This window comes from Micromonospora kangleipakensis (assembly GCF_004217615.1).
Classification (GTDB): domain Bacteria; phylum Actinomycetota; class Actinomycetes; order Mycobacteriales; family Micromonosporaceae; genus Micromonospora; species Micromonospora kangleipakensis.
Map to the genome: position 1 here is coordinate 2,283,170 of NZ_SHLD01000001.1, position 26,429 is coordinate 2,309,598.

Sequence of the window (26,429 nt, forward strand, 5' to 3'; positions counted from 1 at the left end):
CCAGGAGACGCTACCCGACACGTGTGCGAAAGACCCGGCTGGAGCGTCCGGGTGTGTCGCCGCTTTCCTCCGCGTACGGGTCAGTGGGCGTTGAGGCCGCGTCGGGTGGCGGCCGGTGGTAGTGCGTTCAGCTCGGCCCAGGAGAGCGGGGCGCCGCTCCGGGCCTCCCGGTACGGCGGTTGCGCCGGGAACCGCCCGGCGACCCCGGCCGCCCGCCAGCTCCGCTCGGTGTCCTGCTGGTACCGGTCATTCGGCTGATTCGGCATGACCATTACCGTCCCAGAGAAAGTTGTACATGTATGGAAATGGATATGACGCTCGATCGATGCGTCAGGTTCCCGCGACCGGCAACCTGACCACGAACCGGCAGCCATCGGTGATGTTCTGTACGTCTACCCGCCCGCCGTGCGCCTCAATCAGCCCGCGCACGATCGCCAGCCCCAGCCCGCCCGAGCCCTCCCCGCCGCCGTTGCCGGGGCGCGGGGTCCGCGCCGGCTCCCCCCGGAACGCCACGTCGAAGAGGCGGGGCAGGTCGGACTCGGGGATGCCGCCGCAGGTGTCCGCCACCGCCAGCCAGGCGGTCTCCGCGTCCCGGCCGGCGTCCACCCGGACCGTGCCGTCCTCCGGCGTGTAACGGACCGCGTTCAGCAGCAGGTTGCCGACCACCCGGGCCAGCTCCGGCTCGCTGGCGGTCACCGTCGGCCAGCCCGACTCGGCGGCGACCAGCCGGATCCGCCGGGCCGCGGCCAGCGGGGCGGTGCTCGCGAGGGCGTCGGAGACCACGTCGCCCAGCGGCACTGCGGACAGCGACAGCCGCAGCGCGCCCGCGTTGATCCGGGACAGCTCGAACAGGTCGTCGACCAGCCGGGTCATCCGGTCGGTCTCCACCCGGATCCGGTGGTGGTACTCGTCGACGGTCTCCGGGTCGCGGACCACCCGGTCCTCCAGCGCCTCCGCCATGGCGCGCAGCCCGGCGAGCGGCGTCCGCAGGTCGTGCGAGACCCACGCGACCAGGTCCCGGCGGCCCTTCTCGATCCGCCGCTCCCGCTCCCGCGCCTGGCCCGCCCAGACCGCGGCGGCGGCCAGCCGGCGGCCGAAGAGCCAGCCGACCGCGAGGCTCACCACGGCGGCGGCGGAGACGGTGATCAGCACCACCTCCAGGTCGTGCGGGGAGAGGAACATCGCCTCGGCGACCACCGCCACCCCGGCCACCACCGCGGAGACGGTCATGGCGAGCAGCACGACGACGTGCACCAGGATCGAGCGGCCACGCAGCAGCCGCAGGGCGACCGCCCCGAGCAGCCCGACGCAGAGCGCCGCGGCGAGCGCCGCCCCGAAGATCAGCGCCAGGTCACGCATCGGCCGGCTCGTACCGGTAGCCGACGCCCCAGACGGTGACGATCCGGCGGGGGTGGGCCGGGTCGGCCTCGATCTTCTCCCGCAGCCGGCGGACGTGGACGGTGACGGTGGACTGGTCGCCGAAGCTCCAGCCCCAGACCCGGTCCAGCAGCTCCGCCCGGCGGAACACCCGCGCCGGATGCCGCATCAGGTGGGCCAGCAGGTCGAACTCGCGCAGGGTGAGGGTCAGCTCCCGGCCGTGCAGCCGGGCCACCCGGGGGCCCGTCTGCACCTCCAGGCCGTCGTCGCTCAGCACCTCCGGTGGCGCGACCGGCTCGCCGCCGGCCCGGCGCAGCACCGAGCGCACCCGCAGCACCAGCTCCCGCGGGGAGAAGGGCTTGCTCAGGTAGTCGTCCGCGCCCAGCTGGAGGCCGAGGATCCGGTCGGCCTCGTCGCCGCGCGCGGTCAGCATGACGATGGGTACGCCGTCCGGCCGCTCCCGCAGCCGGCGGCAGACCTCCAACCCGTCCAGCACCGGCAGCATCAGGTCGAGCACCACCAGGTGCGGTGGGTGCCGCGCCACGGCGGCCAGCGCGGCGGCCCCGTCGCCGACGTGGTCGACCTGGTAGCCGGCGTGCTCCAGGTACCGGCAGACCACGTCGCTGACCGTCCGGTCGTCGTCGACCACCAGCACCCGCTGCGCCACCGCGTACCTCCCCCTGGTGTCGCCCAGCGTATCGACGGGCGGGTCGGCCGAACCATTGCGAGTTTCTTACGGGCCGCCCGAGGCTCCCGCACCCGGTCAGGACACGGTCCAGAGCAGGTGGTTGACCGCCAGCGCGGTGACCGCCTGCCCGGCCAGCCACCAGCGCCGGTCGCCGGCCGGGAGTCGGGCGACGGCGACCAGCAGCCAGACCGCGAAGGGCAACCAGATCCGCTCCCCCTCGGCCTTGGAGAGCCCGGAGAGGTCGGCGGCGGCCACGGTCAGCGCGGCGGCCAGCGGCAGCCAGACGGCCGGCCCCGCCGTGCCGGCCGGGCTCAGCGCGGCGGTCCGGGCGGGGCCGCGGGTCAGCGCGGCGAGCCGGGCGCGGGCGCCGGCCAGCGCCGGGCGGAGGGTGCGGGCCAGGGCCGGGCCGGCCACCGGGCCGGCGCTGAGCAGCAGCGCGGCCAGGTTCGCCCAGACCCAGTAGGCGTACGGGCGATCCGCCGCCCAGCCCTGGTAGTAGCGCCGCACGACCAGGTGGTACCCGTCCAGCCACCAGAAGCCGTAGCCGACGAACCCGGCGGTCACCACGGCCACGCCCAGCCCGGCGGTGAGCAGCGCGCGGACCCGGTCGGCGGCCCGCAGCGCCAGCACGGTCAGCGCCAGCAGCCCGGCCAGCACCAGCCCGTACGACAGGTGCAGGGCGACGCCGAGCAGCAGCCCACCCACCCCGGGCGCCCAGCGTCCCGGACGGGCCAGCAGGGCGAGCCCGGCGGCCAGCACGGCGGCGAAGATCCCGTCGGCGGAGGCGCCCACCCAGACCGCGCCGGGCAGCAGCACCAGGAACGGCAGCACGGCGCGGGCGGCCGGCTCGGCACCGAGCGCCCGCAGCGTCACCGGCACCGAGACGCTGACCGTCGCCCCGACCAGGACGCAGGCCAGGGCCGCCGCGGCACCGCCGCCGAGGCCGATCCGGTCCAGCCCGACGAAGACCAGCAGCGCGCCCGGCGGGTGCCCGGCGGTGTGGGTGGACCAGGAGTCCGGCCGGAAGTCGAGGATCCGCTCGGTGAAGCCGGCCAGCATGGCGGGCACGTCCCGCACCCGGGGCACCTCGTGCAGGTACTCGGCCTGCACGGTGAGCCGCTCGGTGAGCCCCGCCCGCCAACCGTCCACCAGGGCCAGCGACAGGGTCCAGGCGACCGTGGCGAGCCAGCCGGCGGCCAGCAGCCGGGGCCAGGAGAGCCGCCGGGCGAGGTGGGGTCCGCGCGCCACCACGCCGGCGGCGAGCAGCACCGCCGGGAGGGTGCCCCAGCCGGCGTGCGGTCGCCAGGTGGCGTAGAGCGGCGCGGCGTCGGCGTGCAGCCCGGCGTCGCGGTGGTTGAGCACGGCGCCGACCGCCACCGCCGCGGCCAGCAGCGCCGCCTCGACGGCGAGGACGGTCAGGTCGCGGCGGCGGCCGGCGGTCGGGTGGCGGGTCATGGTGACCGCCGAGGCTACGGCCGCCGGCGGCCGGCCGGAAGCGCTCCGACGGGTACGTCAGCGACTCGTAAGGAACCGTTGCGGCGTAAGGGTTCCGTAACCGCGACGAGGGCCCGGACCAGGGCCGGGGCGGCCTAGCGTCGCCGGCATGGAGACAGAGGTCGACGTGGTGCTGCCGTGCCTGGACGAGGCGGCCGCCCTGCCCGGTGTGCTCGCCGGGCTGCCGCCCGGGTACCGCGCCGTCGTGGTGGACAACGGCTCCACCGACGGCTCGCCCGAGGTGGCTGCCGCACACGGCGCCCGGGTGGTGCACGAACCCCGACGCGGCTACGGCGCCGCTGTCCACACCGGACTGCTCACCGCCCGTACCGAACTGGTCTGCGTGCTGGACGCGGACGGCTCGTTCGACCCGGGGGAGCTGCCCAGGCTGGCCGGGCCGGTGCTGGCGGGCCGGGCCGACCTGGTCGCCGGGCGGCGCCGGCCGGTCACCCGCGCCGCCTGGCCTTGGCACGCCCGCGCCGGCAACGCGCTGCTCGCCGCCGGGCTGCGCCGCCGGGGCGTACCGGTGCACGACCTGAGCCCGATCCGGGTGGCCCGCCGCGCGGCGCTGCTGGACCTCGGCGTCGCGGACCGCGCCTTCGGCTACCCGCTGGAGCTGCTGCTCCGCGCGGCCGCCGCCGGGTGGTGGATCGTCGAGCTGGACGTGCCGTACGCGCCGCGGGCGGCCGGCACCCGGTCGAAGGTCTCCGGCTCGGTCCGGGGCACCGCCCGCGCGGTGCGCGACATGACGGCGGTGCTGCGGGCAGGGGTCGCTCCGGTGAGGGCGGCACGGCGTTGCCCCGCGGTCGCGAACGAAGGACGGCCCTCGTGACGGTGCTGCTGGTGATGGCGAAGGCGCCCGTGCCGGGCCGGGTGAAGACCCGGCTCTGCCCGCCGCTCGACCCCGACCGGGCCGCGGCGGTCGCCGCCGCCGCGCTGCTGGACACCCTTGACGCGGTCCGGGCGGTGCCCGGCGTGGCGCCGGTGCTGGCCCACGCCGGCCCCCTCAATCGCGCGGTACGGGGTGCGGAGATCCGGGCCGCGCTGGCCGGCTGGACCCTGCTGCCCCAGCGCGGCCGCAACCTCGGCGACCGGCTGGCCGCCGCGCACGTGGACGCGGGCGCGGCGTTCCCCGGCCGACCGGTGCTGCAGCTCGGCATGGACACCCCGCAGGTCGACGCGGACCTGCTCGGCGCGGCCGTGGCGGCGCTGGCCGGCACGGACGCGGTGCTCGGCCCGGCCGCGGACGGCGGTTGGTGGGCGCTGGGGCTGCGCGACCCGGCGGTGGCGGTGGTGCTGCGGGCGGTGCCGATGTCCACCCCGGTGACCGGGCGGTCGACCCGGGCCGCGCTGGCCGGCCGGGGCCTGCGGGTCGACGCCCTGCCGGAGCTCGCCGACGTGGACGAGTGGCCGACCGCCGTCGCCGTCGCCGCCGCCGCGCCGGCCGGTCGCTTCGCCGCGGCGGTACGGGAGATCGACCGTGGGCTGACCGGCCGCCTCGCCGGAACGCGGCGGGAGATCGCGGGCCGACCCGCCGGACCGGGGGCGGTCGCGGCGCGCGCGGGCGGGGCAACCCGGTGACCGGGCCCGCGCTGCTCGCCGGGGGCTTCGAGGCCGCGCTGGCCGACCCCGACGACCACTGCGGCGAGGACGCGCACTGGCTGGTGCTCGACGACGGGGTGCGGGTGCCGCTGCCGGTGCGCCGGTGGCACGGGCCACCCGAGCCGGCCCTGACCGAGGTGGTGCGGCGGTGCATCGGGCCGACCGTCGACCTGGGCTGCGGGCCGGGCCGGCTCACCGCCGCGCTGGCCGAGCGGGGGCTGGTCGCCCTCGGCGTGGACGTCTCGGCGGTCGCCGTCCGGCTGGCCCGGGGCCGGGGCGCGGCGGCCCTGCGCCGGGACGTCCTCGCGCCGCTGCCCGGCGAGGGGCGCTGGGCGCACGCCCTGCTGGTCGACGGCAACATCGGCATCGGCGGCGACCCGGTACGCCTGCTGCGCCGCTGTGCCGGCCTGCTGCGTCCCGGCGGCACGGCGCTGGTCGAGCTGGCGCCGCCGGGTGCAAGCCTGTGGCGGGGGCGCGCGTACGTCAGCTCGGGCGGACGTGTCGGCGACGACGAGCGCGGGCCGGCGTTCCGCTGGGCCCGGGTGGGGATGGAACTGGCCCAGCCGTTGGCGTCCGCCGCCGGCTTCCGGGTCGCCGCCGTGTTGCCGCTCGACCGCCGCTGGTTCGTCGAACTGGTCCGCCGGTAGGCCCCGCAGCCCTGCCCGACCGCCGGCTCACCCGACGGCCGGCCCACCCGACCGCTGGCCGGTGCGACGGCCGGGTGGCCGCGAGCGGGAGGCCCGGCTCACGTCCGGGGCGGTCGGGATCCGGACATCCGGGCGGGCCGCCCGGCGTACCGTGATCGTCGGCGTGGCGGACGGTCCGGCGGGTGAGGAGGTGGCCCCGGTGCTCGACCGGCGGTTGTTCCTGCACCTGGCGACCTGGCTGGGGCAGTGGCCGGCCGGTCCGGGGGTGCACGTGGTCCGCTCGCACCGCCGCGCGCGCCCGGCCTGGGACGGCCGGCTGCGCCCCGCCATCGCGGTCGCCGCCCCCGGCTGCGCCGTCCTTTCCGTGCCGCCGGACCGGGTCGAGGCGGTCCGGGCCGTGGCCCGCGGACGCCCGCTGGCGGGCCTGGTGCCCGCGCTGCCGACGGCGGTCGGGCTGCCGGACTGGCCCACCCACGGCGGCGCCTTCCGGTGGAGCCTGGCCCCGGCGCCGCTGCCCGACGTCGGCGAGTGGTCCGCGCCGACCGGGCCTGGGCTGCCGCCCTGGCTGCGGCTCTTCGACCGGGAGGTGCTGGTGGTGCGGGACGCCGACGGGGGATACCTCGCCGGCGCGGGGATCAAACGACACGACGCCCACGGGCACGAGCTGGCCGTCGGCACGGCACCGGCCGCCCGGGGGCGGGGGCTGGCCCGGCGGCTCGTCGCGCAGGCGGCCCGGCGGGTGCTCGACGAGGGCGCCGTCCCCACCTACCTGCACGATTTCGGCAACGCCGCGTCGGCCCGGGTGGCCGAGGCGGCCGGCTTCCCGGACCGGGGTTGGACGTCGTACGGGGTTTTCCCGAGCTGACCGCCCTCCGTTCGCCGGGCCGAGCTGAGCCACCGGCGGTCGCGGACCGTGTGTCACGGGCCGGATCCACGGTCCGCGGCCATCTCCCCAGGCCCCGATGGTGGTAACGCTACGTGTCGGCGACGCCGTCGGCGTCAGTGACGCAGGGTGCGGATCAGGTCGAGCACCTGGCGGGTGACCGGGCGCAGCACCCGCAGTCGGGAGAGCCCGACCAGCCGGTCGACCAGCGGCACCGCGCCGTCGATCAGCTTGCGGGTGCGGACCTGCTCCGGGGACCGGTCGTGCACCCAGTAGAGGACCACTCCCATGTACGCGAGCCAGAGCAGCTCGGGCAGCGCCGGGCGCAGCTCCGCGTCGACCCGGACGGTGGAACCCTCCAGCACCTCCCGGAACAGCGCGATGGACGCCTCCCGGGGCGCGGAGGACTCGGCGGAGAACGGGCTCATCGGTGAGGTGGGCTCGGCCGCCGTCTTGAAGAAGCTCGCGGCGAACGAGTGGTACGGGGTGAGCACGTCCACGCCGGCGTGCAGCACCCCCGCCAGCCGCGCGGCGAACTCGCGTTCCCGGGCGAGCACCGGCGCGGCCGCCGCCTGGTGCTCGGTCTGGGTGTCCGCGTAGAACTCCTGGATCAGGTGGTCCTTGGAGCCGAAGTAGTAGTAGGCGTTGCCCACCGCCACGCCCGCCTCCTGGGCGATCGCGCGCATCGTGGTCCGGGCGTAGCCGCGCTCCCGGAACAGCCGCATCGCCGTGTCCAGGATGAGCTGCCGGGTCTGCTCACCCCGGGTGGTCGCCGGTTCGCCGGTGGTCGGGCCACCCGCACCGGTCGTCGGGGCAGTCTGCTCGGTCATCGTCGTCACCGTATCCCGGGTCCGGCGATGGTTCCCGGACCAGCTCGCGTACCGAGGAGGCGGTCGCCACCACCCGCCGGGCCAGCGGCAGCAGGTGCGGGCGGGCCAGTCGTTCGGCGGTGGACCGGTGGTCGGCCAGCGCCCAGAGGCAGGCGAACCAGGCACCGTCCCCCGCGTACACCGCGCCGGTGTCGGCGACGACGGTCAGGTCCCGCAGGGTCGCCTCGTGATCGAGGCCGGGGAAGCGCCGCCGGGCCTCGGCCGAGCCGGCCGGCACGAACTCCAGGGGTACGAGCTGCGGCCGCGACGCCAGCCACCGCCGGGCCGCCCGGCACAGCGGGCAGCGCGCGTCGTAGAGGACGGTGAACCCACGGACCCCACCGGCCCCGTGCCCGGTGGGGTCCGCGGGGGTCAGTCCCGCTCCGCCGTCCGGCGTGGCGCTCATCGCGCCGGTGGCGGCGGCGTCGGGCCGGCCGGCGCGGGGCCACCGGGCCCGGGCGTCCCGGGGCCGGCCATCGCCGGGCCGACCGGCCGGGAGCCGGGCTGCACCGGCAGGTGACCCACCGGCGCGATCGGCGGGTGCGGGGCGAGCTGCCGCAGCCGGTTGCGGCGGTACCGGCCCAGCGCGAAGACGTTGAAGAAGTGCAGCAGGCCGAGGACCAGCAGCACCAGGCCGACCTTCATGGAGAGCTCCTCCAGGGCCTGGCTGGCGGTGACCACCGGGTCGGCGTGCTTCATCGCCACCGTCACGTAGCCGAGGTTGAGCAGGTAGAAGCCGACCACGAGGAGGCTGTTGACCGCGTCGGCCAGCCGCCGGTCGGCGAAGACCTCCTCCAGGAAGACCAGCCCGTTGCGGGAGAGCGCCCGGGCCACCCACACGGTCAGGCCGATGCTGACCGCCAGGTAGATCAGGTACATCCAGACCTTGAAGTCCATCGTGCCACCCTTCTTGAACGCGTTCAAATTGAGGTTGGGCTCAGCGTAGGACAGTTTTTGAACATGTTCAAGACGGTCTGGCGCGGTCGTCCGTGGCCGGACCCGGCCCCGCCCGGTATCGTCGCCTCGGCGCCGATCGACGGTCGCGGAATCGGTTCTCTCACTAGGGCGGGTCATGCAGGTCGGAACGCGCGAGGCGGGGCCCGGCCAGGTGGTCCTCGCCCCGGTCGGCGAGATCGACATGGCCAGCGTCCCGGTGTTCGATCAGGTGCTGGACGCTCTCCTCGACCGGCCCGGGGTGGTGGAGATCCTGATCGATCTGACCGACGTCCTGTTCCTCGACTCGACCGGGGTGGCCGCCCTGCTGCGCGGCGCGGCCGAGGCGGTCGGCCGCGGCGCGACCCTGCGGGTGGCCAACCCGCGGCCGGTGGTGGCCCGGGTCCTGCGGATCACCGCAGTGGACGTCCTGCTCGGCTTGACCGACGGCGACGGCCGCTCCACCGCCGGGCCGGGCTGGCGCGGGCTCAGCTGACCGGGGCCGGTGTCACGGCTCGGCCCGGGCCGTGGCCCCGCCCGACCACTCCACCAGCACGATCGTCTCGTCGTCCCGGGACGCGCCGCCCCGGTGCTCGGCTACCGCCCGGTTCAACCGCCGCAGCGTCTCAGGGGCGGGCAGGCCGGAGCGGATGTGCCGTTCGGCCAGGTCCGCCAGACGGGGCAGCCCGAACATCTCCCCGGCCGCGTTTCGGGCCTCGGTCACCCCGTCCGTGTGCAGCAGCAGCCGGTCGCCCGGCTCCAGCCGAACCTCCGCCACCGTCGTCGGACCCGCCGACACGCCGAGCGGGGCCCGGCGGCCACCGGCCAGCGCCCGCACCGCCCGGCCGTGACGCAGCACCACCGGGGCGGGATGCCCGGCGTTGACGTACCGGAGGGTGCCGGTGGCGGTGTCAAGGTCGGCGAGCACCCCGGTCACGAAGCGTCCGTCGGTCCACTGCGCGCGGATCGCCGCGTCGACCGCCGTCGCCTGGTCGGGCAGGTCCGCTCCGGCCCGCCGGGCCGCCCGGAGCGCGGACAGCGCGACCGAGGTGGTGAGCACCGCGGGCAGCCCGTGCCCCACGCCGTCCATGATCGCCAGCGCGGTCCGTGGACCGTTCAGCGAGTAGTCGAAGGCGTCCCCGCCCACCTCGTAGCAGGGTTCCAGGATGGCGCTGACCACCACCGTGTCGGTGGCGAAGGTGAGCGGCGGCAGCAGTTGCCAGAGCAGCTCGGCCGAGACGGTCATCGGGCGGCTGCGGCGGGTCCGGTGCAGGACGTCGGCGTACGCCGCCTTGCTGGCCACCAGGTGACCGATCAGCCCGGCGATCAGCCGGGCACCGTCGTGTACGGCCTCGTCGGTCGGGTCGAGACCGGGCGGGAGGAGCATCTCCAGCAGCCCCAGCCGGTCGGTGCCGTCCACCACCGGCACCCAGAGCCGCCCGTCCTGCCCGGCGCGCACCCGCACCTCGGTGTAGGCACGGCCGGGCAGGCTGGTGTCGATCGGCAGCGGCAGCGGCGCCGGCCGGCCCGGGCCGGGCAGTGGGTGCAGCGACTCCTGCTCGGCGTCGACCAGGTAGGTCGTCACCGTGACGCCGAGCCCGTCCAGCGCCGCGTCCACCACGGTCGTGAGCTGGTCCGGCGGCAGTCGGTGCGACCGGAAGAGCAGGTCGGCCAGCGCGCGGAGCCAGGGCTCGGTGGTGGTCATTCCCACGGTGTACCCCGGATCGGGCCTGGTCAGACCAGTTCAGCCGGCGATGCCGAGCACCTGCGCCGCCGCCCGGCCATTGGCGTGGCTGGCGCCGTACGTGCTGACGAACGCCCGGGCGCCGGTCGGCCGCCAGCGACCCGGCCAGCCCATCTCCACCACGATGACCGGATGCGTGGCGGCGAGCGCGTCGACCAGCTCCGGGCCGCCCGGGAGCCGGTGCAGGTGCCGGCCGACCAGCACGATCGGCCGGTCTCCGGCGAGCCGGCGCAGGGCCTCCGGGTCGGTCTCGCCGGCCACCGCGCGGACCTCCTCGGCGTCGGCGAGGTGCGGGCCCAGCCCCCACGGAACCCGGCCCTCGGCGATGGTGGAATCCGCGTGCAGCTGCACCACGAGCGGCTTGGCCAGCTCGGCGACGTCGCCCTCGACGCGTACCGCCCGGAGCGCGGCGGCGTACCCGAGCCCGTCGACGCCGGGCTTCGGCATGCCGGGGGCGCTGGTCCAGGTGGCCAGGTCGGTGGCGCGCCCGGCGGCCTCCTCGACCCGGCCCCGGTCCAGCCGGCCGGCGGTGAGCGCCTCGACGATCTCCGTCGCCACCCGCTCGACGAGGTCGGCGTCGACCTTCGCGCCGATGCAGAGCAGGTCGGCCCCGGCGGCCAGGGCCCGGACGGCGGCCGGACCGACGCCGCCCGCGGCCAGCGCGGCGCCCTTCATCTCCAGCGCGTCGGTGATCACGGTGCCGGTGAAGCCGTACTCCCGGCGGAGGAGGTCGACCAGGACCGCCCGGCTGAAGGTGGCCGGGCCGTCGCCGGTCAGCGCCGGCACCCGGATGTGCGCGGTCATCACCGCGCGGACGCCGGCGTCGACGACGGCCGCGAACGGCGGCAGGTCCCGCTGGCGCAGCAGGGCCGGCGGCACGTCGACGGTCGGCAGCTCGTGGTGGGAGTCGGCGACGGTCGCGCCGTGGCCGGGAAAGTGCTTCGCGCAGGCGGCCACCCCGGCCGACTGGAGGCCGGCCACCGCCGCGGCCGAGTGGGCGGCCACCCGGGCCGGGTCGGCACCGAACGAGCGGGTGCCGATGACCGGGTTCTCGTCCGCGGTGTTGACGTCGACGGTGGGGGCCAGGTCGACGGTGATGCCGAGGGCGGCCAGCTCCGCGCCGATCGCCGCGTAGACCTGGCGGGTCAGCACCACGTCGTCGACCGCGCCGAGCGCGGCGTTGCCGGGGTACGGGCTGCCGGTGGCGTGGGCCAGCCGGGTGACGTCACCGCCCTCCTCGTCGATCGCGATGATGACGTCCGGCCGGCCGGCCCGCAGCGCGGCGGTGCCCGCCGCCACCTGGGCCGGGTCGTGGATGTTGGTGCCGAACAGGGTGTGCCCGGCGAGCCCCTCGGCCAGCAGGTCCACCGCCCAGTCGGGCGGGACCGGCCCCTGGTACGCGGCGAGCAGGGTGCCCAGCGCGAGCCGGCGAAGTCCTGGATCCAACCCCACGTGTTGCCCCTTTCGGTGCCGGACGGCACGAGTGTCGCACCGGAGCGGCCGTCCCGGACGGCGTCGCTGCCGGGTCGTCCGAAGACTCCGGATCCGGGTGGCCGATACGCTAGCGGGCACCCGTCTGCAGGTTTTTGTGGTTAGCAAAGTTTACTGAAAATAGAGGACGTGGCATGAGTGCGACCCGGCTGCCCGGCACCCCCCGCCTGTTGCGGGCGCTCAACGACCGCGCGGCGCTGGAGCTCCTCCTCGAGCAAGGCCCCCTCACCCGGGCCCGGCTCGGCGAGCTGACCGGGCTGTCCAAGGTCACCGCCTCCCAGCTGGTGGAGCGGCTGGAGGAGCGGGGCCTGGTCACCCGGGTCGGCGAGCAGGCCGGCGGGCGGGGCCCGAACGCCCAGCTCTACGCGGTCCGGCCGGGCAGCGCCCACGTGGTCGGGGTGGACGTCGGCGCGGAGCGGGTGGTGGCGGCCTGCGCCGACATCACCGGCGCGGTGATCGGTCGGGTCGAGCAGTCCACGAAGGACACCGACGACCCGGTGGGCGTGGTGCACAACGCGGTGGTGCGGGCGGCGAGCAGCGCGGGCGCGGAGCTGTCCAGCGTACGGCGGATCGTGCTCGGCACCCCCGGCCTGGTCGACCCGGGCACCGGGGACATCACCTTCGCGTTCAACCTGCCGCGCTGGCACAGCGGCCTGCTCGCCGCGCTCCGCGAGGACCTGCACACCCCGGTGGTCTTCGAGAACGACGTCAACCTCGCCGCCGTCGCCGAGGCGCAGTCCGGCGCCGCGCAGGGTGTGTCGGACTTCGTGCTGGTCTGGGTGGGGGCGGGCGTCGGCCTGGCGATCGTGCTCGGCGGCCGGCTGCACCACGGCAGCAGCGGCGCGGCCGGCGAGATCGGCTACCTTCCGGTCCCCGGGGCGTCGATCCCGCGGGACGTCTCCAAGCGGGCCAAGCCGGCGTTTCAGCAGCTCGCCGGCGCCGACGCGGTCGGTGCGGTCGCCGCCGAGCACGGCTTCGCCGCCGACACCGCGGCCGACGCGGTGCGCGCCGCCATCGCCGCCGGCGCGGCGGGCGGACCGGTCCTCGACGAGTTGGCCCGCCGGCTGGCTCTCGGGGTGGCCAGCACCTGCGTGGTGCTCGATCCACCGCTGGTGGTGCTCGCCGGTGAGGTGGGCCAGGCCGGCGGGGCGGCGCTGGCCGAGCGGGTGCAGCACGAGGTCGCGGCGATCACGCTGGTCCGACCCCGGGTGGTGCCCACCGGGCTCACCGAGGAGCCGATCCTCCGGGGCGCGCTGCGCACCGCGCTGGACGCGGTCCGCGACGAGGTGTTCGGCTCGACGGTCGGCTGACCGGCCGGCGCCCCCGCCGGCCGGATCCGTCGTCGGTGGCGCCGCCATGTGAAGGAATTCTTCACTAGCTGGTTTGTCTCTGCAAGGAGTTGCCGCGCACGGAACGGCCCCCGCCGCGGCGGAGGCCGTTTCCGTGCGATCAGATCAGGTCGCGGCGGCGGAACGCGGTGAAGGCGGCCACCACCAGCGCCGCGGTCAGACCGAGCAGTATCACCAGCCCCGACGCCCAGCCGAGGGTGTAGACGTTGTCGCAGAAGCCGCTCGTGTCCCCCCGACACGCGTGGCTGTCCCAGAACTCGGCCCTCCCGGTGAGCCAGGCGGCCACGTAGCTGGAGAGCATCCACCGGTCCGGGCGGGCCGCCCCGACGATCTGCAGCACCAGCCGGGCGCCCAGCTCCCACACCACCAGGTACGCGGCCACGGTCCCCAGCGCCGCCGACGTGTGCCGGCCCAGCGTGGCGATCGCGAAGCCCAACGCCGCGGCCAGCAGCACCAGCACCAGTCCCCGCCCGTACGTCGCGCTCAACGACTGCCAGAACTCGCCGTCCAGCCGCCCCGGCAGCCCGGCGGTCTGCCCGATCATCCAGAACACGGCCAGGTACGCCGCCGACGCCGCCGCCGAGAGCACCAGCAGCGCGCCCAGCAGGGTGCCGAGCTTCGCGCCGAGCACCGCCCACCGGCGGGGCCGCCAGAGCAGCAGGTTCACCACCCCGCCGGAGTTCAGGTCGGCCCCGATGTACGACGCCCCGACCAGGAAGCCGAAGAGCATCAGGAAGGCGACGAGGAAGTAGAGCAGCGGGCGGGCCTGGTTGGCGAAGACGAAGACGCCGCTGAGGAAGTCCGCCGCAACCGGCACCCTCTCCATCCGGACCGGGTCGATCTCGCTGCAGTCCGCGGGGACGTAGTCGCTCTCGTCCGGCGCGACCGTCCCCGCCTTGATCCGCAGGCACCGGTCGTGCGCCGCCTCCATGCTGCTGCGCTGCTCGGCGGCCTGGGCCTGGGCCCGGCTCATCTCGTCCGGGCTCGGCCGGTGCGACCCGGCGAGCGTGGTGGCCGCGGTGACCGCGAACGCGGCCAGCAGCAGCACCACCATCAACTGCACGAAGCGGCGCGCGGAGAGCCGCTCCAACTCGGCACGGACCAGGTTCACGCCCCCACCTCCCGGTTCTCGCGCGCGTCGAGTTCGATCACCGCGTCGTCCGGCCCGTCGTCCGGCCGGACCGACCCGTCCAGCTGGCGGGGCACCGTCGGGTGCGGCATGGTCCCGGTCAGCTCCAGGAAGACGCTCTCCAGGTCCGGCCGGAGCGGGACCAGCTCGCGTACCCAGAAGCCCTGCTCGCCCAGCGTGCGGCTGATCAGCTCCGGCTCGTCCACCCCGGCGACCACCAGGTGGTCGGGGTGCGCGGTGACCGCCAGCCCGAGCGCCCGCAGCAGCTCCGCCGCGCGCTCCGGCTCGGCCACCCGGACCTGCCACTCGTGCTGGTCGAAACCGGCGAGCACCTCGCCCACCGGCCCGGCCGCCACCCGGCGGCCCCGGCTGATGATCGTCACGTGGTCGCAGATCAGCTGGATCTCGGCCAGGATGTGGCTGGAGAGCAGCACCGTCACGCCCGCCGCCGAGAGCGACCGCATCAGGTCCCGCATCTCCCGGATCCCCGCCGGATCCAGCCCGTTCGCCGGCTCGTCCAGGATCAGCAGCTCCGGGCTCTTCAGCAACGCCGACGCCACCGCCAGCCGCTGCTTCATGCCCAGCGAGTAGCCCTTGACCCGCTCGTTGCCCCGATCGCGCAGGCCGACCTGCTCCAGCACCTCGTCCACCCGGCTGGTCGGCACGCCCCCGGCCACGGCGAGCAGCCGCAGCGTCCGGTGCGCGGTGAAGTTGCCGAAGAACTGCGGGCTCTCCACGATCGCGCCGACCCGGCCGGCGACCTCGGGCAGCCGCTCCGGCGAGCGCGCCCCGAGCACGCTCATCCGGCCGCCGTCCGCCCGGACCAGCCCCAGCAGGGCGCGCAGCGTGGTGGTCTTGCCCGAACCGTTGGGCCCGAGGAAGCCGTGCACCTGGCCGGCCTCGACCAGCAGGTCGAAACCGTCGACGGCGACCCGACGCCCGTGGCGGAGCGTATGGAAGGTCTTACGGAGACCGTCGATCTCGATGACCGCGCTCATCCGCGCGGCTCCTGACAGGGCATGGACCGTCCTCCGGGTAGGTGACCAACGACACGGCGCCTCACCCTATGGCGGTGACGCCGCCCGTGGGGGGCAGCTCGCCCGGTGCGTGATTGGATGGACCGGTGACTGGTGACCTGATCCCCGGCGCCGCCGGCGCCCCCGCCGCCCCCTCGACCGTGGACGCGGATCTGGTGGTCAGCCTCGACGGGGTCGGCGTCAAGCGCTCCGGCACCGCGTTGCTGCACGACGTCGACTGGCGGGTCGAGCTGGACGAGCGCTGGGTGGTGCTCGGGCCGAACGGGGCCGGCAAGACGACCCTGCTCAACCTGGCCGCCGGGCGGCTGCACCCGACCACCGGCGCCGCGTACGTGCTCGGCGAGCGGATCGGCCGCACCGACGTCAACGAGCTGCGGATGCGGATCGGCCTCTCCACCGCCGCGCTGGCCGAGCGGGTCCCCGCCGACGAGCGGGTCAGTGACGTCGTGGTCACCGCCGCCTGGTCGGTGGTGGGCCGCTGGCGGGAGAGCTACGACCGCACCGACGAGGCCCGCGCCCGGGCCCTGCTCGGGCAGCTCGGCGTCGGGCACCTGGCCGACCGCGTGTACGGCACGCTCTCCGAGGGGGAGCGCAAGCGGGTGCAGATCGCCCGGGCGCTGATGACCGACCCCGAGCTGCTGCTCCTCGACGAGCCGGCCGCCGGTCTCGACCTGGGCGGTCGCGAGGACCTGGTGGCCCGGCTGGCCGAGCTGGCGTACGACCCGGACGCTCCGGCGCTGGTGCTGGTGACCCACCATGTGGAGGAGATCCCGCCGGGCTTCACCCACGCGCTGCTGCTGCGCGAGGGCGGCGTGGTGGCGCAGGGCCTGCTCGCCGACACCCTCACCGCCGACAACCTCTCGAAGACCTTCGGCCTGCCCCTGGTCGTCGAGTGCTCCGGCGACCGCTGGACCGCCCGCGCCGCCTGAGGCGGAAAGGAACACCGTGCAGCAGACCCGGGTGGCCGTGGTGGGCAGCGCCAACATGGACCTGGTCGGCACCGCGCCCGCACTGCCCCGGCCGGGCGAGACGCTGCTCGGCAGCGACTTCGTCATGCTCCCCGGGGGCAAGGGCGCCAACCAGGCGATCGCCGCGGTCCGCGCCGGCGGGTCCTGCGTCTTCCTCGGCGCGATCGGCTCGGATGCCTTCGGGGTCACCCTCAAGGCCCGGATCACCGCCGCCGGGGTGGACACCGGCCAGCTCCGGGTGGTGTACGGGGCCTCCGGGGTGGCGCTGGTCATGGTGGGCGCCGAGGGGGAGAACGCGATCCTGGTGACGCCCGGCGCCAACGGGGCGTTCGTCGGGCTGACCGAGGGCGAGCTGCACGCCGTACGCGAGGCGGACGTGCTGGTCGCCCAGCTGGAGGTGCCGGTCGAGACGGTGACCGAGGCGGCGGTCGCGGCCCGGGACGCCGGCACCCGGGTGATCCTCAACGCGGCGCCGGCCCGGCAGGTGCCGGCGGATCTGCTCGCCGCGGTGGACCTGCTGGTCGTCAACGAGACTGAGGCGCAGGCGCTCACCGGCCGGGGCCGGGACGAGCCCGCGGCGCTGCTCGACCTGGTGCCCCGCGCGGTGCTCACCCTCGGGGCGCAGGGCGCCTGGTACGGCGACCGGGACGGCCGGTCGGTGCACGTCCCGCCGGTGAAGGTCGAGGCGGTGGACTCCACCGCGGCCGGTGACGCGTTCACCGCCGCCCTCGCCGTCGCCTGGGGCGAGGGGCGGGAGCTGGTCGACGCGGTGCACTGGGCGGCGGCGGCCGGAGCGGCCTGCGTACGGCGGCTCGGCGCCTCGGTGGCGCTGCCCCGCCGGGTCGAGATCGACGAGCTGTACGCCCCGCCCGCCTGACCCGGCCCGCCGCTCCGGTTCCGGGCGGTCAGTCGGCCGGTTCGTCGGTGCGGCGTTCACCCCGGCGGCGCAGCATGCCCAGCCCGGGGATGCCGGCGACGGCCAGCTTGAGGTCGCGGGTGACGTCGAGCAGGTCGTGCAGGTCCGGGCCGACCCGGTCCAGGGTGGCCAGGATCGGCAGGATGTCCGCGGTCAGGTGCTCCTTGAGTTTCGGCAGCTCGTCGACGAGCCGGATCGCCGCGGTCACCTCGTCGTGGCTGAGCTGCTCGACGAAGCGGGTCGCCATCGGCGCGGCCCGGCGCAGCGCCGGCTCGTACGCGGCCAGCAGCTCGGCGGCGGTGCCGGCGGCCTCCTCGGCGGCGAGGACCGTGCCGGCGGCCCGCCCGGCCACCGCGTCCGCCTCCGCGACCACCGTGCCGGCGGCCCGGGCCACCCGCTCGGCCTCGCCGACCACCACGGCCGCGGCGGCGGAGACCCGCTCGGCCTCGCCCACCACCACGGCGGCCGCCGCGGCGACCTCGGTGGCGCTCTCGATCGCGGTGGTGGCGGCCGCGCTGATCACCGCGACCTCGCGGACCGCCGCCTCGGCGTCGTCGAGCACCCGGTCGGTGCGGTCCAGGGTGCCCTCGATCCGGTCCACCACCCCGTTGATCCGGTGCAGCAGCGCCTCCACCCCGTCGAGCACCGCGAAGGCGCGGGCCGGCACGGCGGCGAACGACGCGGCCGAGCCGAACGCCTGGTCCAGGGCGGAGCGGGTGAGGCCGACGACGGCGCCGGGCCGGGGGAGGGGGATCGCCATGTCCCCCAGTGTGCGTCGGGTCCGCCAGCGGCGCGCGGCGGCGACGGCGCGGTCCGCGCCACGTCCCGCGCCCGGCCGACCGGGGGGCGGAGTTATGACCGGCTCGCCGCCCCTCGACCGGTCGGCCGCCGGAGGTCCTGCCACGACGCTACGAAGCTGATGTCGTGCATGAATCGCGGCCGGGTGGTGTGTGCACCCGGGGCCGGCCCCACGGGTGATTCATTGACGTCATCAGCTTCGTAGTCGGCGAGCGGAGGGTGGGCGGTGCGCAGCCGTCGCTGCCGGCGCCGGCGCGGAGGCGTCGGCCGGCGTACGGTCGGGGCGCATGGGGGTCGATGAGCGGGAGCGCAACGTCGAGGTGGTCCGGCGGTACCTGCGGACCTTCGTCACCAAGGACATGGCCGAGCTGCGCGAGGTCGTCGCGGAGGACGTACGGATCTACGGCTCCGGTACGGCGGTGCAGGGACGGCACCACGTCGAGGGCGCCGTCTCCTCGCCGGGCCTGACCGTGCTCGACCAGCGGATCGTCGAGCTGCTCGCGGTCGACGACCGGGTGGTCGTCTCGTTCGCGCAGACGTACCGGCGGGACGCGACCGGGGCGACCACGGTGCAGAGCGCCTGCAAGATGTACCGGCTGGCCGGCGGGCGGATCGTGCAGTTCTGGGGCGAGCAGGACACCTACGGCCTGCTGCGCGGCCTCGGGCTGCTGCCGGACGAGCCGATCACGTTCTGCCGGCCGGCGGTCGGCGCGGACTCCATCGCCCGCTGCACGGCCCGGTAGATCTGGCCGAAGCGCAGCGCGTCGCCGGTGCACAGCAGCCGGACCGGCTGGCCGCGCCAGCGGGCCCACATCTCGAGCTGCCGGGCGCCCCGGGCGTACGAGCGGTCCAGGTGTTCGAAGAGGAAGTCGGCGAGCGGGCCGACCCCGAGCCCGACCAGCACCGACGCCCCGACAATGGCGACCGTGACGGTGGGGGAGCGGTGCAGCCAGAGCGCCAGCCCGACACCGAGCAGGGCGGCCACCAGCGGCCCGGCCAGCGCGGCGCCGATCGCGCCCCGGCCGGCGAGCGCCCGCCAGGAGCGGCTGCCGCGCCGGTGCCACACCATGGTGAGCTCCGCGAGCGGGAAGGTCCGGCCGTCCACCCGGATGGCGGTGGAGGTGACCTGCACCGACCTGTCGTCGTAGTAAGTGATCATGGCCTGACTCCCGGTGGCGGGCGGACACCAGACTACTTACCCCAACGAGCCGGGTCGTAAGGTTGGCACGCGACTTCGACGAGGAAGTGAGGGCAGCGTGGGCGAGTTCGTTCGGCTGGAAACCAAGGACGGCATCGGCACCATCCGGCTGGAGCGGCCGCCGATGAACGCGCTGAACACCCAGGTGCAGGAGGAGTTACGCGCCGCCGCGGCCGCCGCCACCGCCGACCCGGAGGTCCGCGCGGTCATCGTGTACGGCGGGGAGAAGGTCTTCGCCGCCGGCGCGGACATCAAGGAAATGGCCGACATGTCCTACGTGGACATGTCGGAGCGGGCCGCCGACCTCTCCAGCGCGCTCGGCGCGATCGCCCGGATCCCCAAGCCGGTGGTCGCCGCCATCACCGGGTACGCCCTCGGTGGCGGCTGCGAGCTGGCCCTCGCCTGCGACTGGCGGGTGGTGGCCGAGGACGCCAAGCTCGGCCAGCCGGAGATCAAGCTCGGCATCATCCCCGGCGCCGGCGGCACCCAGCGGCTGGCCCGGCTGGTCGGCCCGGCCCGCGCCAAGGACCTGATCATGTCCGGCCGGATGGTCGGCGCCGAGGAGGCGCTGCGGATCGGCCTGGCCGACCGGGTGGTCCCGGCTGCCGAGGTCTACGACGCCGCGGTCGCCCTGGTGAAGCCGTTCCTGACCGGCCCGGTGCAGGCGCTGCGGGCGGCCAAGCTGGCCGTCGACGGCGGCCTCGACATGGACCTCAACTCCGGCCTGGCCTGGGAGAGCCAGCTCTTCGCGGCGCTCTTCGCCACCGACGACCGGCGCGAGGGCATGGCCGCGTTCGTCGAGAAGCGCAAGCCGGACTTCACCGGCCGCTGAGCCGGTCCGGGTCGGCGGCGGAGACCCGCCGCCGACCCGAGAACGGTTCACATTCTTCCTACCGGCCAGTAGCGTGTGACTCCGGTCATGTGACGAAGGGGAGCGGCGATGACGGAACGGGTCGAGGGTCACGGCGGGGAGCTGGCGCTGGCGGCGCTGCGCGCGCACGGCGTACGGGAGATGTTCACCCTCTCCGGCGGGCACGTCTTCCCGCTCTACGACGCCGCGCACAAGACCGGCTTCCCGATCTACGACGTCCGGCACGAACAGTCGGCCGTCTTCGCCGCCGAGGCGGTGGCCAAGCTCCAGCGCCGGCCCGGCCTGGCCGTGCTCACCGCCGGACCCGGCGTCACCAACGGCGTCTCCGGCCTGACCAGCGCCTTCTTCAACGCCTCCCCGGTGCTGGTGCTCGGGGGCCGGGCCCCGCAGTTCCGCTGGGGCTCCGGCAGCCTCCAGGAGATGGACCACCTGCCGCTGGTCGCTCCGGTCACCAAGCACGCCGAGACGGTGTTCAGCGCCGACGACATCCCGCGCGCGGTCACCGCCGCCCTCACCGCGGCGCTCACCCCGCACCGCGGCCCGGCCTTCCTCGACTTTCCCCTCGAAGCGGTCTTCTCGGTCGGCGACGCCGACCTGCCGGCGGTGTCGCCGATCGCCCCGATCGAGGCCGACCCGGCGGAGGTGGCGAAGGCCGCCGGCCTGATCGCCGGCGCGAGCCGGCCCGTCATCATCGCCGGTTCCGACGTCTACGCCGGTGACGCGATCGACGCCCTGCGGGCGGCCGCCGAGGCGTTGCAGGTGCCGGTCTTCACCAACGGCATGGGGCGCGGCGCGCTGCCACCCACCCACCCGCTCGCCTTCGCCAAGGCCCGCCGGGTCGCGCTCAAGGGCGCGGACGTGGTCGTGGTGATCGGCACCCCGCTGGACTTCCGGCTCGGCTTCGGCGACTTCGGCGACGCCCAGGTCGTGCACGTCGTCGACGCGCCCAGCCAGCGCGCCGGGCACGTGCAGCCCGCCGCCGCTCCCGCCGGCGACCTGCGGCTCATCCTCACCGCCTTCGCGGAGCACCCCGGCGACCGGGCCGACCACGCCGACTGGATCGCCCAGCTCCGGGTCGCCGAGGACGCCGCCAGGGCCCGCGACGCCGAGGAGATTGCCGCCGAGACCGACCCGATCCGCCCGGCCCGGGTCTACGGCGAGCTGCGCAAGGTCCTCGCCCCCGACGCCATCACCATCGGCGACGGCGGCGACTTCGTCTCGTACGCCGGCCGCTACCTGGAGCCGGCGCAGCCCGGCACCTGGCTCGACCCCGGCCCGTACGGCTGCCTCGGCACCGGCATGGGCTACGCGATGGGGGCCCGGGTCAGCCACCCCGACCGGCAGATCTGCGTGCTGATGGGCGACGGCGCGGCGGGCTTCTCGCTGATGGACGTCGAGTCCCTGGCCCGCCAGCAGCTCCCGGTGGTCATCGTGGTCGGCAACAACGGCATCTGGGGCCTGGAGAAGCACCCGATGCGGGCCATGTACGGCTACGACGTCGCCGCCGACCTCCAGCCCGGGCTGCGCTACGACAAGGTGGTCGAGGCGCTCGGCGGCGCCGGCGAGACGGTGGAGAAGGCGGCCGACCTCGGCCCGGCCCTGACCCGCGCCTTCGACTCCGGCGTGCCGTACCTGGTCAACGTGCTGACCGATCCCGCGGACGCGTACCCCCGCTCGTCGAACCTGGCCTGACCACGACCGCTGGACCGCCGTCGCCGGGTGGCCGGCGGCGGCGGTCGCGTTTCTGTCCTCAGCAAAATCAGCGGAATGTCAGCGGGTGTCGACGTAACGTCAGCGCCGTCGCTCATCGTGGGGTGGCCAGCGATACGACGGGAGTTCCGATGACATACGCGATCCAGGCGGAGGGTCTGGTCCGCCGCTTCGGCGCGACCACCGCCCTCGCCGGAGTCGACCTCGCCGTCCCCACCGGGACGGTCTTCGGTCTGCTCGGGCCGAACGGGGCGGGCAAGACCACCGCGGTACGGGTGCTCGCCACCCTGCTCGCCGCCGACGAGGGGCACGCCACGGTGGGCGGGTACGACGTCCGCCGCGACGCGCACCGGGTCCGCCAGCTGATCGGCCTGACCGGCCAGTACGCCTCGGTCGACGAGACGCTGACCGGCACCGAGAACCTGCTGCTGATCGGCCGGCTGCTCGGGATGCGCCGGGCCGACGCCCGGGCCCGCGCGCGGCAGCTGCTCGCCGATTTCCACCTCACCGACGCCGCCGACCGGGCGGCCAAGACCTACTCGGGCGGCATGCGCCGCCGCCTCGACCTGGCCGCCAGCCTGGTCGGCCGGCCGCAGGTGCTCTTCCTCGACGAGCCGACCACCGGCCTGGACCCGCGCAGCCGCAACGAGCTGTGGGACATCGTCCGGGGCCTGGTCGCCGACGGGGTGACCGTGCTGCTGACCACCCAGTACCTGGAGGAGGCCGACCAGCTCGCCGGCGAGATCGCCGTGGTCGACCACGGCCGGGTCATCGCCCAGGGCACCCCGGAGGAGCTGAAGGCGAAGACTGGCGGGCAGATCCTGACAGTCCGGCCGGCGGACGCCAGCGACCTGCCGACCGTGGTGTCCATCGCCGCGGAGGTCGCCGGGGGGAGCCCGGAGGTCGCCCAGACCACGGTCACCGTGCCGGTGAACGACCCCGGCGTGTTGCCGGCCGTGGTGCGCCGGCTCGACCAGGCCGAGATCACGATCGCCGAGCTGGCCCTGCGCGGTTCCAGCCTGGACGAGGTCTTCCTCTCCCTGACCGGCCACCGGGCCGAGCAGGACGGCCGCTCCGATGTTGAACTGGAAGGGATTCCGGCATGACCGCCGCCACCTTCACCGCGGCCCCGCTGGCCCCGGCCCGCCGGCCGGGCCTCGCCGCCGGCCTGCGGCATACCCTCACGCTCGCCTGGCGCAGCCTGGTGCAGATCAAGCACAACCCGATGGAGCTGCTCGACCTGAGCATCCAGCCGGTGATGTTCGTGCTGCTCTTCACGTACGTCTTCGGCACGGCCATCTCCGGCTCCCCGGGCGACTACCTGCAGTTCGCATTGCCCGGGATCATCGTGCAGAACGCCCTCTTCGCCACCATGACCACCGGGTTCGGGCTCAACAACGACCTGACCAAGGGTGTCTTCGACCGGCTGCGCGCGCTGCCGATCGCCCGCTGGTCGCCGCTGGCCGGGCGGATCGTCGCCGACACGGTGAAGCAGGCATGGTCGGTGTCGCTGCTGCTCGGGGTGGGGATGATCCTCGGCTTCCGGGTGCACCAGGGCCTGTTCGGGCTGCTGGGTGCGTTCGCCCTGCTGCTCGCCTTCTCGCTGGCCGCCTCGTGGATCTCGGTGCTGGTCGGGGTGCTGGTCAGCGAGCCGGAGAAGGTGCAGATCTTCGGCTTCATGGTGATCTTCCCACTCTCGTTCACCAGCAACGCCTTCGTACCGACCGACAAGATGCCGTCCTGGCTGCAGCACTGGGTGGACGTCAACCCGGTCACCATCCTGGCCGACGCGCTGCGTGGCCTGCTGGTCGGCGGCCCGGTGGCCGGGCCGGTTGTCCAGTCGCTGATCTGGGCCGCCGCCCTCGCCGCCGTGTTCGCCCCGCTCGCCGTGCGGGCGCTCAGGCGTCGAGTGTGACCCGGACCGCCTCCGCGGCCGTCTCCAGCCGATAGCCCAGCCCGCCCGCGTACGCCTCGGCGAAGGCCTCCTCGCCGAGCGCGTCGCGGGCGGCGGCCTCCACCCGGGGGCGGTCCAGCACCGAGTGGTCCGGGCCGCCCCGCACCCCGGTCGCCGCGCCGAGCAGCCGGGCGGCGGCGGCCGGTCGTCCCAGCCGCAGCGCCAGGTCGGCGACGCCCACCAGCACCGCGCCGACCACCGGGGCGTCCTGCGAGCCGACGGCCAGCTCCAGGGCCTGGTCTTGGCGGGCCCGGGCGGCCACCAGGTCACCGGCCACGGCCGACCTCCAGCGGTCCGAGCAGGCAGATCTGCACGCCGTCGATTCTGCCCGGCCGCCGCCGCGACCCGGTGCTCAGACCTCCGGCCGGTCCTGCTCGGTCTCCCGGCGGCGCAGCTCCTCCTCGCGGCGGCGCAGGTCGTCCTCCCAGCGGCGGAAGAGCTCCTGGTCCTGCTGCCGGGGCCGCTCCCCGATGGACGACAGGAACGCCGGGTCGTCGTCCGGCGCCACCTGGCGGTGACCACGGTCCCGCTCGGAGAAACCGTTCCCCATCGGCCAGGCGGTCCGGGGGCGGCCCGCGCCCGCCTCCCGACCGGCGACGAACCAGGCGATCGACCCGACCAGCGGGAAGAACAGGATGATCAGCACCCAGGCGATGCGGGGCAGGGCCCGGATCTCACCCTCCTCCGCGGAGAGGCAGCTGATGAGTGCGCAGATGCCGAGCACGACCTCGGCCAGGAAGAGAAGCCCGTACAGGCGAATCATGTCGGACATCATGGACTACCGATGCCGTTCAGCGCAGCCCGCGTACCACCAGCAGCACGCCGAGCACGGCGAACCCGGCGGCGGCCAGCGCGGTCAGCGGGAACGACCAGCGTTGCGCCCGGCGCGGCCCGGCGCCGGTGGCCCGCCGCCAGGTCAGGGCGAGCGTGCCGAGCCAACCCACCACCGCCACGCCGGCCAGCAGCGCGCCGGCCAGGTCGCCGGTGAGGGCGAGCCGGACCAGCAGCACGGCGACCGCGGTGAACGCCAGCAGGGTACGGCGCCAGGCCAGCCGGGTCCGCTCCGGCTGGAGCCCGGGGTCGCCGGTCACCCGAGCGCCCGGGCCAGCACCGCGATCACCAGCAGCAGCGCGCCGACGGCGACGGCGAGGGCCAGCACGGCCGGGAAGCGGGACGCCGGCAGCTCCTCGCCGAGCCGGATCGCCCGCTCGGTACGTGCCCAGTGGTCCACCGCCCGGACGGCGACCGCCGCGCCGAGCAGCAGCAGCGCGATGGCGATCACCTCGCGCAGGTGGGCGACGGGCAGCGGTGGCAGGAACTGGGCGGCGGCCAGCCCGCCGGCGATCAGCGCCAGCCCGGTGCGCAGCCAGGCCAGGAAGGTCCGCTCGTTGGCCAGCGAGAAGCGGTAGTCGGGCCTGCTGCCGACCGACCGCATCTCGCGCGGGTCGAACCACCGCCTGATCGCCTCCCACACGTCGCCGATTATCCGCTTTGCCCGGTGAATAGCCTGGGGGGATGACCGATCTTGACGCGCGGACCCTGCGCGACGCCTATGACACCCAGCTCCGTCCGGAGATCCCGGATCCGCTGCCCGCCGGGGTGACCGTCGAACGGGACGGCCCGCTGGTCCGGATCCTCGGCCTGGACCAGCGCGGCTTCCTCACCTACCGCACGCTGGACGGGCTGGCCGGCGCGGAGCTGGACGCGCTGATCGCCCGGCAGGTCGAGTTCTTCCGGGCCCGGGGCGAGGGCGTGGAGTGGAAGCTCAACGGCCACGACGAGCCGGCCGACCTGGGCGACCGGCTGCGCGCCGCCGGCTTCGTCCCGGAGGACCAGGAGACCGTCGTGGTCGGCCCGGTCGCGGCGCTGGCCGGCGCCGTCCCGGTCCTGCCCGAGGGGGTACGCCTGCGCGAGGTCACCGCCCGCGAGGACCTGGAGCGGATCGCCGCCATGGAGGAGGAGGTCTGGCACGACGACCGGAGCCACCTGGTGACCGGGCTGACGAAGGAGATCGAGGCCGACCCGCAGTCGATCACGATCGTGGTGGCCGAGGCGGGGGAGACCGTGGTCAGCGCCGGCTGGATCCGCTACCCGGCCAACAACGGCTTCGGCACCCTCTGGGGCGGCTCGACCCTGCCCGAGTGGCGCCGGAAGGGCATCTACCGGGCGCTGGTGGCGTACCGGGCGCGGCTGGCCGAGCAGCGCGGCCGGACGCTGGTCCAGGTGGACTGTTCGGAGGACAGCCGGCCGATCCTGGAGCGGCTCGGGTTGGTAGCGGTCACCACGACGACCCCGTACGTCTACACTCCGTGATCATGGAGCGGTTGACGGCGGAGGAGCGGCTCACCCTGAAGACCGGGGCGTTCGGCGCCGTTTTCCTGGTGTCGAACGCCGAGCCCGGGATGTTCGCGATGATCCGGGAGAGCGTCGCGGCGTCCGGGGCAATGGCCGACGCCAGCGGCGTGGTGAAGGAGGCGCTCACCGTCGGCCCGCTGCCGCAGCTGCCCCGGGACTCCGCGCTGGAGATCGAGTCGATGGTGCTGCCCGCGCTGAGCAGGGCGGTGGCGATCCTGCGGGAGAAGTCGCCGGGGGACGTCGAGGCGTACCGCTCGGTGGTGCTGACCGCGGCCGACCAGGTGGCCGGCGCGCACCGCGGGGTGGCGCCGGCGGAGGCGGCGGTGATCGACCGGATCAGGGCCGCGCTGGCCGCGCCGGCCTGACCGCGGCGGACCAGAGCGCGCGGACGGCGCTCCGGACGCAGCGGTCCCGGA

The 26,429-nt window shown here is 75.3% G+C and carries 32 protein-coding genes; 15 read left to right on the top strand and 17 right to left on the bottom strand.

The genetic code is table 11. From position 1 onward, the window contains the following. Nucleotides 1-80 precede the first annotated feature (80 nt). From EV384_RS11105 to EV384_RS11120, 4 genes are all read right to left on the bottom strand, one after another. On the bottom strand, nt 81-266 hold the full coding sequence (locus EV384_RS11105; RefSeq protein WP_130332639.1) for a DNA repair protein: 186 nt from the start codon (nt 264-266) through the stop codon (nt 81-83). Between the two features lie 64 nt (nt 267-330). Then, entirely contained in the window at nt 331-1,359 is a 1,029-nt protein-coding gene (locus EV384_RS11110) for a sensor histidine kinase (protein WP_130332641.1), read from the bottom strand. After that, on the bottom strand, nt 1,352-2,044 hold the full coding sequence (locus EV384_RS11115) for a response regulator transcription factor (protein WP_130332643.1): 693 nt from the start codon (nt 2,042-2,044) through the stop codon (nt 1,352-1,354). The genes EV384_RS11110 and EV384_RS11115 overlap by 8 nt, the downstream gene beginning before the upstream one ends. A 96-nt stretch (nt 2,045-2,140) precedes the next feature. After that, nucleotides 2,141-3,520 carry a hypothetical protein gene (locus EV384_RS11120; protein WP_130332645.1) on the bottom strand — a complete coding sequence of 460 codons (1,380 nt, stop codon included), beginning with the start codon at nt 3,518-3,520 and terminating at the stop codon, nt 2,141-2,143. A 148-nt stretch (nt 3,521-3,668) separates the two neighbouring features. On the opposite strand from EV384_RS11120, the gene EV384_RS11125 reads away from it, so the two are divergent. From EV384_RS11125 to EV384_RS11140, 4 genes are all read left to right on the top strand, one after another. Beyond that, entirely contained in the window at nt 3,669-4,391 is a 723-nt protein-coding gene (locus EV384_RS11125) for a glycosyltransferase family 2 protein (protein ID WP_130332647.1), read from the top strand. After that, nucleotides 4,388-5,140 carry a TIGR04282 family arsenosugar biosynthesis glycosyltransferase gene (locus tag EV384_RS11130; RefSeq protein ID WP_130332649.1) on the top strand — a complete coding sequence of 251 codons (753 nt, stop codon included), beginning with the start codon at nt 4,388-4,390 and terminating at the stop codon, nt 5,138-5,140. Before EV384_RS11125 ends, EV384_RS11130 begins: the two co-directional genes overlap by 4 nt. Next, nucleotides 5,137-5,808, top strand: a complete 672-nt coding sequence (locus EV384_RS11135) for a class I SAM-dependent methyltransferase (RefSeq protein ID WP_130332651.1) — start codon at nt 5,137-5,139, stop codon at nt 5,806-5,808. The genes EV384_RS11130 and EV384_RS11135 overlap by 4 nt, the downstream gene beginning before the upstream one ends. Before the next feature lie 199 nt (nt 5,809-6,007). After that, nucleotides 6,008-6,673 (top strand): GNAT family N-acetyltransferase, encoded by a 666-nt coding sequence (locus EV384_RS11140; protein ID WP_130340441.1) that lies wholly within the window; start codon nt 6,008-6,010, stop codon nt 6,671-6,673. Between the two features lie 134 nt (nt 6,674-6,807). Here EV384_RS11140 and EV384_RS11145 read toward each other — a convergent pair whose 3' ends face one another. The 3 genes from EV384_RS11145 to EV384_RS11155 are packed head-to-tail and all read right to left on the bottom strand — an operon-like array spanning nt 6,808 to nt 8,457. Continuing rightward, on the bottom strand, nt 6,808-7,521 hold the full coding sequence (locus EV384_RS11145; protein ID WP_130332653.1) for a TetR family transcriptional regulator: 714 nt from the start codon (nt 7,519-7,521) through the stop codon (nt 6,808-6,810). Further along, a complete protein-coding gene (locus tag EV384_RS11150) occupies nt 7,448-7,966 on the bottom strand; it encodes a thiol-disulfide oxidoreductase DCC family protein (protein WP_130332655.1) in 519 nt (172 codons plus the stop codon). Before EV384_RS11150 ends, EV384_RS11145 begins: the two co-directional genes overlap by 74 nt. Beyond that, the gene (locus EV384_RS11155) at nt 7,963-8,457 is read right to left on the bottom strand and encodes a hypothetical protein (RefSeq protein ID WP_130332657.1); all 495 of its coding nucleotides are present in this window, start codon (nt 8,455-8,457) and stop codon (nt 7,963-7,965) included. Before EV384_RS11155 ends, EV384_RS11150 begins: the two co-directional genes overlap by 4 nt. Before the next feature lie 175 nt (nt 8,458-8,632). Between EV384_RS11155 and EV384_RS11160 the strand changes: the two genes are divergently transcribed. Then, the gene (locus EV384_RS11160) at nt 8,633-8,989 is read left to right on the top strand and encodes an STAS domain-containing protein (protein WP_130332659.1); all 357 of its coding nucleotides are present in this window, start codon (nt 8,633-8,635) and stop codon (nt 8,987-8,989) included. 12 nt (nt 8,990-9,001) lie between these two features. Here the strand turns inward: EV384_RS11160 and EV384_RS11165 are convergent, their stop codons facing one another. After that, nucleotides 9,002-10,198: a PP2C family protein-serine/threonine phosphatase gene (locus EV384_RS11165; RefSeq protein ID WP_130332661.1), complete on the bottom strand. Its 1,197-nt coding sequence runs from the start codon at nt 10,196-10,198 to the stop codon at nt 9,002-9,004. Between the two features lie 39 nt (nt 10,199-10,237). Further along, nucleotides 10,238-11,689, bottom strand: a complete 1,452-nt coding sequence (locus EV384_RS11170; protein ID WP_130332663.1) for a glycoside hydrolase family 3 N-terminal domain-containing protein — start codon at nt 11,687-11,689, stop codon at nt 10,238-10,240. Nucleotides 11,690-11,862: 173 nt separating this feature from the next. Here EV384_RS11170 and EV384_RS11175 point away from each other — a divergent pair, with 173 nt between their 5' ends. Further along, on the top strand, nt 11,863-13,038 hold the full coding sequence (locus tag EV384_RS11175) for an ROK family transcriptional regulator (protein WP_130332665.1): 1,176 nt from the start codon (nt 11,863-11,865) through the stop codon (nt 13,036-13,038). Between the two features lie 139 nt (nt 13,039-13,177). Here EV384_RS11175 and EV384_RS11180 read toward each other — a convergent pair whose 3' ends face one another. Continuing rightward, nucleotides 13,178-14,188 (bottom strand): ABC transporter permease subunit, encoded by a 1,011-nt coding sequence (locus EV384_RS11180; RefSeq protein WP_130332667.1) that lies wholly within the window; start codon nt 14,186-14,188, stop codon nt 13,178-13,180. Continuing rightward, nucleotides 14,185-15,204 carry an ABC transporter ATP-binding protein gene (locus tag EV384_RS11185; RefSeq protein ID WP_130332669.1) on the bottom strand — a complete coding sequence of 340 codons (1,020 nt, stop codon included), beginning with the start codon at nt 15,202-15,204 and terminating at the stop codon, nt 14,185-14,187. Before EV384_RS11185 ends, EV384_RS11180 begins: the two co-directional genes overlap by 4 nt. Before the next feature lie 125 nt (nt 15,205-15,329). Between EV384_RS11185 and EV384_RS11190 the strand changes: the two genes are divergently transcribed. After that, nucleotides 15,330-16,172, top strand: coding sequence for an ABC transporter ATP-binding protein (locus EV384_RS11190; protein ID WP_130332671.1), 843 nt, complete (start codon nt 15,330-15,332; stop codon nt 16,170-16,172). 16 nt (nt 16,173-16,188) lie between these two features. Next, nucleotides 16,189-17,088 carry a ribokinase gene (locus EV384_RS11195; protein ID WP_130332673.1) on the top strand — a complete coding sequence of 300 codons (900 nt, stop codon included), beginning with the start codon at nt 16,189-16,191 and terminating at the stop codon, nt 17,086-17,088. A gap of 28 nt (nt 17,089-17,116) precedes the next feature. On the opposite strand, the gene EV384_RS11200 is transcribed toward EV384_RS11195, so the two are convergent. Continuing rightward, a complete protein-coding gene (locus tag EV384_RS11200; RefSeq protein ID WP_130332675.1) occupies nt 17,117-17,887 on the bottom strand; it encodes a hypothetical protein in 771 nt (256 codons plus the stop codon). 325 nt (nt 17,888-18,212) lie between these two features. On the opposite strand from EV384_RS11200, the gene EV384_RS11205 reads away from it, so the two are divergent. After that, nucleotides 18,213-18,668, top strand: coding sequence for a nuclear transport factor 2 family protein (locus EV384_RS11205; RefSeq protein ID WP_130332677.1), 456 nt, complete (start codon nt 18,213-18,215; stop codon nt 18,666-18,668). On the opposite strand, the gene EV384_RS11210 is transcribed toward EV384_RS11205, so the two are convergent. Then, complete coding sequence (locus EV384_RS11210) at nt 18,566-19,084, bottom strand: DUF6232 family protein (RefSeq protein WP_130332679.1); 519 nt, start codon at nt 19,082-19,084, stop codon at nt 18,566-18,568. The genes EV384_RS11205 and EV384_RS11210 overlap by 103 nt on opposite strands. A gap of 97 nt (nt 19,085-19,181) precedes the next feature. Between EV384_RS11210 and EV384_RS11215 the strand changes: the two genes are divergently transcribed. From EV384_RS11215 to EV384_RS11230, 4 genes are all read left to right on the top strand, one after another. After that, nucleotides 19,182-19,955 (top strand): enoyl-CoA hydratase-related protein, encoded by a 774-nt coding sequence (locus tag EV384_RS11215; protein WP_130332681.1) that lies wholly within the window; start codon nt 19,182-19,184, stop codon nt 19,953-19,955. Nucleotides 19,956-20,063: 108 nt separating this feature from the next. After that, nucleotides 20,064-21,686: an acetolactate synthase gene (locus EV384_RS11220; protein ID WP_130332683.1), complete on the top strand. Its 1,623-nt coding sequence runs from the start codon at nt 20,064-20,066 to the stop codon at nt 21,684-21,686. A gap of 149 nt (nt 21,687-21,835) precedes the next feature. After that, nucleotides 21,836-22,810: an ATP-binding cassette domain-containing protein gene (locus EV384_RS11225; RefSeq protein WP_130332685.1), complete on the top strand. Its 975-nt coding sequence runs from the start codon at nt 21,836-21,838 to the stop codon at nt 22,808-22,810. Further along, nucleotides 22,807-23,619, top strand: coding sequence for an ABC transporter permease (locus EV384_RS11230; RefSeq protein ID WP_130332687.1), 813 nt, complete (start codon nt 22,807-22,809; stop codon nt 23,617-23,619). The genes EV384_RS11225 and EV384_RS11230 overlap by 4 nt, the downstream gene beginning before the upstream one ends. Here the strand turns inward: EV384_RS11230 and EV384_RS34770 are convergent. The 4 genes from EV384_RS34770 to EV384_RS11250 all read right to left on the bottom strand — a co-directional run bounded on the left by EV384_RS34770 (nt 23,603) and on the right by EV384_RS11250 (nt 25,132). Then, nucleotides 23,603-23,935 carry a hypothetical protein gene (locus tag EV384_RS34770; RefSeq protein WP_165439918.1) on the bottom strand — a complete coding sequence of 111 codons (333 nt, stop codon included), beginning with the start codon at nt 23,933-23,935 and terminating at the stop codon, nt 23,603-23,605. The two genes, EV384_RS11230 and EV384_RS34770, sit on opposite strands and share 17 nt — an antisense overlap. A 75-nt stretch (nt 23,936-24,010) precedes the next feature. Further along, the gene (locus tag EV384_RS11240) at nt 24,011-24,421 is read right to left on the bottom strand and encodes a PLD nuclease N-terminal domain-containing protein (protein WP_130332689.1); all 411 of its coding nucleotides are present in this window, start codon (nt 24,419-24,421) and stop codon (nt 24,011-24,013) included. Nucleotides 24,422-24,449: 28 nt separating this feature from the next. Then, nucleotides 24,450-24,749 carry a DUF202 domain-containing protein gene (locus EV384_RS11245; RefSeq protein ID WP_130332691.1) on the bottom strand — a complete coding sequence of 100 codons (300 nt, stop codon included), beginning with the start codon at nt 24,747-24,749 and terminating at the stop codon, nt 24,450-24,452. Then, complete coding sequence (locus EV384_RS11250; RefSeq protein WP_130332693.1) at nt 24,746-25,132, bottom strand: YidH family protein; 387 nt, start codon at nt 25,130-25,132, stop codon at nt 24,746-24,748. The genes EV384_RS11245 and EV384_RS11250 overlap by 4 nt, the downstream gene beginning before the upstream one ends. Before the next feature lie 41 nt (nt 25,133-25,173). On the opposite strand from EV384_RS11250, the gene EV384_RS11255 reads away from it, so the two are divergent. Both EV384_RS11255 and EV384_RS11260 read left to right on the top strand, forming a co-directional pair. After that, complete coding sequence (locus EV384_RS11255) at nt 25,174-25,971, top strand: GNAT family N-acetyltransferase (protein WP_130332695.1); 798 nt, start codon at nt 25,174-25,176, stop codon at nt 25,969-25,971. Nucleotides 25,972-25,973: 2 nt separating this feature from the next. Next, entirely contained in the window at nt 25,974-26,378 is a 405-nt protein-coding gene (locus EV384_RS11260; protein ID WP_130332697.1) for a hypothetical protein, read from the top strand. Nucleotides 26,379-26,429: the final 51 nt, after the last annotated feature.

Excerpts from the sequence above, each read along its gene's own strand:
- EV384_RS11260 (WP_130332697.1), top strand. The coding sequence starts at position 25,974 with ATGGAGCGGTTGACGGCGGAGGAGCGGCTCACCCTGAAGACCGGGGCG.
- EV384_RS11185 (WP_130332669.1), bottom strand. The coding sequence starts at position 15,204 with ATGAGCGCGGTCATCGAGATCGACGGTCTCCGTAAGACCTTCCATACG.
- EV384_RS11155 (WP_130332657.1), bottom strand. The coding sequence starts at position 8,457 with ATGGACTTCAAGGTCTGGATGTACCTGATCTACCTGGCGGTCAGCATC.
- EV384_RS11225 (WP_130332685.1), top strand. The coding sequence starts at position 21,836 with ATGACATACGCGATCCAGGCGGAGGGTCTGGTCCGCCGCTTCGGCGCG.
- EV384_RS11200 (WP_130332675.1), bottom strand. The coding sequence starts at position 17,887 with ATGGCGATCCCCCTCCCCCGGCCCGGCGCCGTCGTCGGCCTCACCCGC.
- EV384_RS11165 (WP_130332661.1), bottom strand. The coding sequence starts at position 10,198 with ATGACCACCACCGAGCCCTGGCTCCGCGCGCTGGCCGACCTGCTCTTC.
- EV384_RS11230 (WP_130332687.1), top strand. The coding sequence starts at position 22,807 with ATGACCGCCGCCACCTTCACCGCGGCCCCGCTGGCCCCGGCCCGCCGG.
- EV384_RS11220 (WP_130332683.1), top strand. The coding sequence starts at position 20,064 with ATGACGGAACGGGTCGAGGGTCACGGCGGGGAGCTGGCGCTGGCGGCG.
- EV384_RS11160 (WP_130332659.1), top strand. The coding sequence starts at position 8,633 with ATGCAGGTCGGAACGCGCGAGGCGGGGCCCGGCCAGGTGGTCCTCGCC.
- EV384_RS11240 (WP_130332689.1), bottom strand. The coding sequence starts at position 24,421 with ATGATTCGCCTGTACGGGCTTCTCTTCCTGGCCGAGGTCGTGCTCGGC.
- EV384_RS11110 (WP_130332641.1), bottom strand. The coding sequence starts at position 1,359 with ATGCGTGACCTGGCGCTGATCTTCGGGGCGGCGCTCGCCGCGGCGCTC.
- EV384_RS11120 (WP_130332645.1), bottom strand. The coding sequence starts at position 3,520 with ATGACCCGCCACCCGACCGCCGGCCGCCGCCGCGACCTGACCGTCCTC.
- EV384_RS11175 (WP_130332665.1), top strand. The coding sequence starts at position 11,863 with ATGAGTGCGACCCGGCTGCCCGGCACCCCCCGCCTGTTGCGGGCGCTC.
- EV384_RS11255 (WP_130332695.1), top strand. The coding sequence starts at position 25,174 with ATGACCGATCTTGACGCGCGGACCCTGCGCGACGCCTATGACACCCAG.
- EV384_RS11210 (WP_130332679.1), bottom strand. The coding sequence starts at position 19,084 with ATGATCACTTACTACGACGACAGGTCGGTGCAGGTCACCTCCACCGCC.
- EV384_RS11125 (WP_130332647.1), top strand. The coding sequence starts at position 3,669 with ATGGAGACAGAGGTCGACGTGGTGCTGCCGTGCCTGGACGAGGCGGCC.
- EV384_RS11105 (WP_130332639.1), bottom strand. The coding sequence starts at position 266 with ATGCCGAATCAGCCGAATGACCGGTACCAGCAGGACACCGAGCGGAGC.
- EV384_RS11145 (WP_130332653.1), bottom strand. The coding sequence starts at position 7,521 with ATGACCGAGCAGACTGCCCCGACGACCGGTGCGGGTGGCCCGACCACC.
- EV384_RS11205 (WP_130332677.1), top strand. The coding sequence starts at position 18,213 with ATGGGGGTCGATGAGCGGGAGCGCAACGTCGAGGTGGTCCGGCGGTAC.
- EV384_RS11150 (WP_130332655.1), bottom strand. The coding sequence starts at position 7,966 with ATGAGCGCCACGCCGGACGGCGGAGCGGGACTGACCCCCGCGGACCCC.